4 protein-coding genes are annotated in these 4,025 nt (G+C 70.2%); all 4 read right to left on the reverse strand.

Annotated elements, in window-relative coordinates; translation table 11 throughout:
• Window positions 1-75: 75 nt before the first annotated feature.
• Window positions 76-1,110 (reverse strand): hypothetical protein, encoded by a 1,035-nt coding sequence (locus tag ACWDA7_RS51055; RefSeq protein WP_450614828.1) that lies wholly within the window; start codon window positions 1,108-1,110, stop codon window positions 76-78.
• 84 nt (window positions 1,111-1,194) lie between these two features.
• Window positions 1,195-2,520 carry a glutamate-1-semialdehyde 2,1-aminomutase gene (locus ACWDA7_RS51060; RefSeq protein ID WP_450614830.1) on the reverse strand — a complete coding sequence of 442 codons (1,326 nt, stop codon included), beginning with the start codon at window positions 2,518-2,520 and terminating at the stop codon, window positions 1,195-1,197.
• A 7-nt stretch (window positions 2,521-2,527) separates the two neighbouring features.
• On the reverse strand, window positions 2,528-3,079 hold the full coding sequence (locus ACWDA7_RS51065; RefSeq protein ID WP_450614832.1) for a dTDP-4-dehydrorhamnose 3,5-epimerase family protein: 552 nt from the start codon (window positions 3,077-3,079) through the stop codon (window positions 2,528-2,530).
• Window positions 3,076-4,025, reverse strand: a 950-nt coding sequence (locus ACWDA7_RS51070; protein ID WP_450614834.1) for a polysaccharide pyruvyl transferase family protein, incomplete at its 5' end; no start/stop codon positions are given. The genes ACWDA7_RS51070 and ACWDA7_RS51065, both read right to left, overlap by 4 nt.

Here is a 4,025-nt window from a genome sequence, read left to right on the forward strand (position 1 = left end):
GGCCCCACCTGATCGACGGCTGCCTCCCGCCCACCGGCCTGACCATGGACCACGACGCGATCAAGGCACCGGACATCACGAGTTCAACCTGAGTAGTTCCCGCAGGTCACGCAAGGGAGTTGATCGGCTCTTGCGTAGTGGCTGTGTAGATGCCGGGGCCGTGCTTTCGGAGGTGGCCGTCCTTGGTTCAGCGGGAGAGTTGTCTGTACATGGTGCCGAGGGTGATGTCGCCGAGGTGGTGGGCGAGTTCGCGGGCGGGCCAGCGGCGTTCGGGGTCGGCCCGGAGGAGTTCCAGGACCCGTTCCCGGCGGCTGTGTGGTGACCGGTGCTGTGCCGGTCGTCTCGTGAGACGTCGGGCAGGGGGCGTTCTTCGGCTGCGGGGGCGAGGACGGTGATGTCGAGGTCGGTGACGGTGCGGCTGGTGTCGGGCCTGCCGTCGTCGAGGCGCTCGCTGTAGCGGGAGACCGGTGATTTGACCTTGCGGGTGCTGACCCGGGTCCACCGGGGCGGGAGCAGGGCGGCCAGGACCCGGCGTTTGATGAGACCGACCGACTCGGTGATCGTGGGGATAACGTCGGCGGCCTGGACGACCTGGTTACGGGCGGTCTGGAGGGCGATGGTGAAGGCACAGCGGTCGGGATCGGTGCCCGGGGCGGATTCGGCAGCGTCGACCATGACCGTCCGTAGTGCTTGGTAGAGCGCCAGCAGCGCCCACATCTCCTGCTCGATGCCGACCGGGTCGCCCGAGCACAGCAGGCGTCCGTTCATGATCGTGTGGCGGAGTGCGTAGTACGCCGATTCGTGTTCCCACCGCTGATGACAGAGGTCGACCAGGACGGTCGCCGGGTAGCAACGGCCATCGGTCAAGGTCGTGACCAGCCGGTAGGACCCGGTGAAGACGGTGCCGTCCGCGCAGGTCACCGTGATCTGCGCGTCGATGACCCGTACCCTCACCGTGCCGATCACCGACAGGTACGAGCCGTCCAGGAGACGGGACAGGACCGGGGTGCGCCGGTTGCTGCGGAGCCAGCCCAGGACCTGGGCACGGGTGGCGGTCACCGCGGCGAGGAAGTCGTTGCCGTCGAACCCCTTGTCCCACAGTACGAGCATATCCGTGGCTGGTCGACCGGACGGCTGACTCGCTGGTCGACCGGATGGCCGAGGTCGGTGGGCCAGAGCGTCGCTGACGTCACGTCACGCCCAGCGGCGAAATACGGGTTTCACTGGTCGTCCGGCGAGCCAGGGGGTGGGGTCGGCGGCGTCCAGTGCCTTTCGGTACACCGCACATGCCTGGGCCACCACGTCGATGGTGTGGTCGATGTCGGCGTCGTCGAGGGCGCTGTTCACCACGAACGACGGGGCCAGTACCCCGCCCGTGAGGAGTCGGCGCAGGAACAGGGTGCGGTACTGCTGTGACGGTTGCAGGTTCTCGTCGAGGGTGGCGAAGACCAGGTTGCTGGCCCGGCCCCGGACGACGAGGTGGTCGCCGACGCCCATGCTGGCCGCGGCGTCGCGGACACCGGCGGCCAGCCGTTCGCCGAGAGTGTGCAGCCGTGCGGTGATGCCCTCTTCGACGTAGGTGGTGAGCACGGCCATCGCGGCGGCCAGGGAGTGCGTTTCCGCGCCGTGGGTGGTGGACAGCAGGAACACCCGGTCGCCGGAGTGACGTAGTCCGCCCAGTTCCATCAGGTGGCGGCGCCCGGCCAGCGCGGAGATGGCGAATCCGTTGCCCAGCGCCTTGCCGAACGTGGAGAGGTCGGGGACGACGCCGTACAGGCCCTGGGCGCCTGCCTCGGACCAGCGGAAGCCGGTGATCATCTCGTCGAAGATCAGTACGCAGCCGTGCCGGTCGGCCAGTTCGCGCAGGCCGGCGAGGTAGCCGGGCGGCGGCTCGGTGTGGTTGGCGGGTTCGAGGATCAGGCAGGCGACCTCGTTCTGGTACCGGGTGAGCAGTTCCTCGGTGGCGGGCAGGTCGCCGTAGGGGAAGGACACGGTGAGTTCGGTGGTCGCCGCCGGAATGCCGGCGGACATCGGTGTGGTGCCGATGAACCAGTCGTCGACGGAGAAGAACGGGTGGTCGGCGCAGAGGGCCACCCGCGGGCGTCCGGTGGCGGCGCGGGCGAGGCGCACCGCGGCGGTGGTGGCGTCGGAGCCGTTCTTGGCGAACTTCACCATGTCGGCGGTCGGCACGGTGGCCAGGAAGCGTTCGGCGGCTTCGACCTCGACGATGGACGGCCGGACGAAGTTGCTGCCGCGGTCGAGTTCCCGGCGCACCGCCTCGATCACGCGTGGGTGGGCGTGGCCGAGGCTGACCGATCGCAGGCCGGAGCCGTACTCGATGTAGCGGTTGCCGTCGATGTCCCACACGTGGGCACCGCGGCCGTGGCTGATGACCGGGGCCAGGTTGTCGGGGTACTGGTCGTCGCCTTTGGCGTAGGTGTGTGCGCCCCCGGGGATCAGGGCGTGCAGCCGCGCGTTGGCTGTCCGCGACCGGGGCAGGTGAAGCTCTTGGGTGTCCATGGGGACCTCAACTTTCTCTGTGCTTCAAGACCTGGGCGAGGCTCGGCGCCTCCCGGTCCCGTTGGGACATCGATGTGACCGGCAGCGGCCAGGGGATGGCGAGCTCGGGGTCGTCGAAGGCGATTGTCACGTCCTCGGCCGGATCGTGCGGGCGGTCGATCCGGTACGAGGTGTCGGCGGTTTCGGTCAGTGCCTGGAAGCCGTGCGCGCACCCCGCCGGGATGTACACCGTCGCCTGTGTCTCACCGGACAGGTCGAAGAAGGCTTGGCCCAGGTAGGTCGGCGAGTCCGGCCGCAGGTCCACGACGACGTCGAAGATCCTTCCGTACGAGCACCGCACCAGCTTGGCCTCGCCGGCGCCGGAGCGCAGGTGCAGGCCGCGCAGTACGCCCCGGACCGAGCGGGACAGGCTGTCCTGGACGAAGGCGTCCGGGTCGAGGCCCACCGAGCGGACCACGTCGGCGTCGAAGGTGCGGCTGAAGAAGCCGCGTTCGTCGGCGTACGGCGTCGGCTCGAACAGGTACGCGCCGGCGATGGTCGGGACTTCGGTCGCCTTCATGGAGTCTCCCGCAGGGCGTGGGCGTGGTCGGTGGCTGGGAACAGGGCCTCGGTCAAGGCGGTGAACTGGTGCTCGAGGCGCCGGGCGGCGATCAGGTTCCGCTCGGGGAGGGTCTGCCGCAGCTCCGCCGATCGCTGCTCCAGCGCCCGGAACTGCTCCAGCAGTCGGTCGGCGTCGACCTCGCGAGCCGGGTGGCAGTACGCGCCCAGTCCCATCCCGGCCATGAGTGCGTCGCTCTTCGCCGCATAGGTGAGTGCGAGCGTCGGCGTGCCGACCTTCAGGGCGCAGATCAGGTTGTGGTAGCGGGTCGCCACCACGGTGTCGGCGGCCGCCATCTCCTTCATCAGGTCGGCCAGCGAGGTCGGCTCGGCGGCGGTGACCAGTGGCGAGTCCACCGCGTCGAGGATCGCGGCGACCACCGGCACGTCGACTTCGTCGCCGGTGAGCAGCCGGACCGGCCTGCCCTCCTCCACCAGCGTGCGGACGAACCGGATCGTCCCGTCGAGGTAGCGCCGGTGGATCTCCTCGGCGCGGGCGCGGTCGTCGTTGCCACCGTGGAAGGCCATGACACCGACGCAGACCAGACCCGGCGGGCCCGACGGCGTGCTCGCCCGCAGCGTCGGCAGGGCGAATGCGAGGTCCGGGTAGACCTCGTCGCGCGCGGTGTCCACGCCCATCGCCCGCATCGCGTCACGGGACGGGGCGTCCCGGTAGGACCGGTATGCGGCCAGCCGTGCCGACCAGCGCACCAGGGCCCGGGTCGGCCGGTTGCCGATCGCGGCGGCGCCGACGCCGACCAGCGCCACCCGGGTGCCCAGCAGCCGGCCACTCGCGCAGAGCAGGAACAGCGCGTACGGGAAGCCCCACGGCCGCAGCGGCAGGGTGGCCTCCAGGACGCCCATGCCCGGCACGATCACCACGTCGTGCCGGCGCACCCAGGCGGCGG

The organism is Streptomyces sp. NPDC001156 (genome assembly GCF_053598275.1).

Bases quoted from the DNA above. Each gene is read 5' to 3' on its own strand.
- ACWDA7_RS51055 (WP_450614828.1), bottom strand. From the start codon at position 1,110: ATGCTCGTACTGTGGGACAAGGGGTTCGACGGCAACGACTTCCTCGCC.
- ACWDA7_RS51060 (WP_450614830.1), bottom strand. From the start codon at position 2,520: ATGGACACCCAAGAGCTTCACCTGCCCCGGTCGCGGACAGCCAACGCG.
- ACWDA7_RS51065 (WP_450614832.1), bottom strand. From the start codon at position 3,079: ATGAAGGCGACCGAAGTCCCGACCATCGCCGGCGCGTACCTGTTCGAG.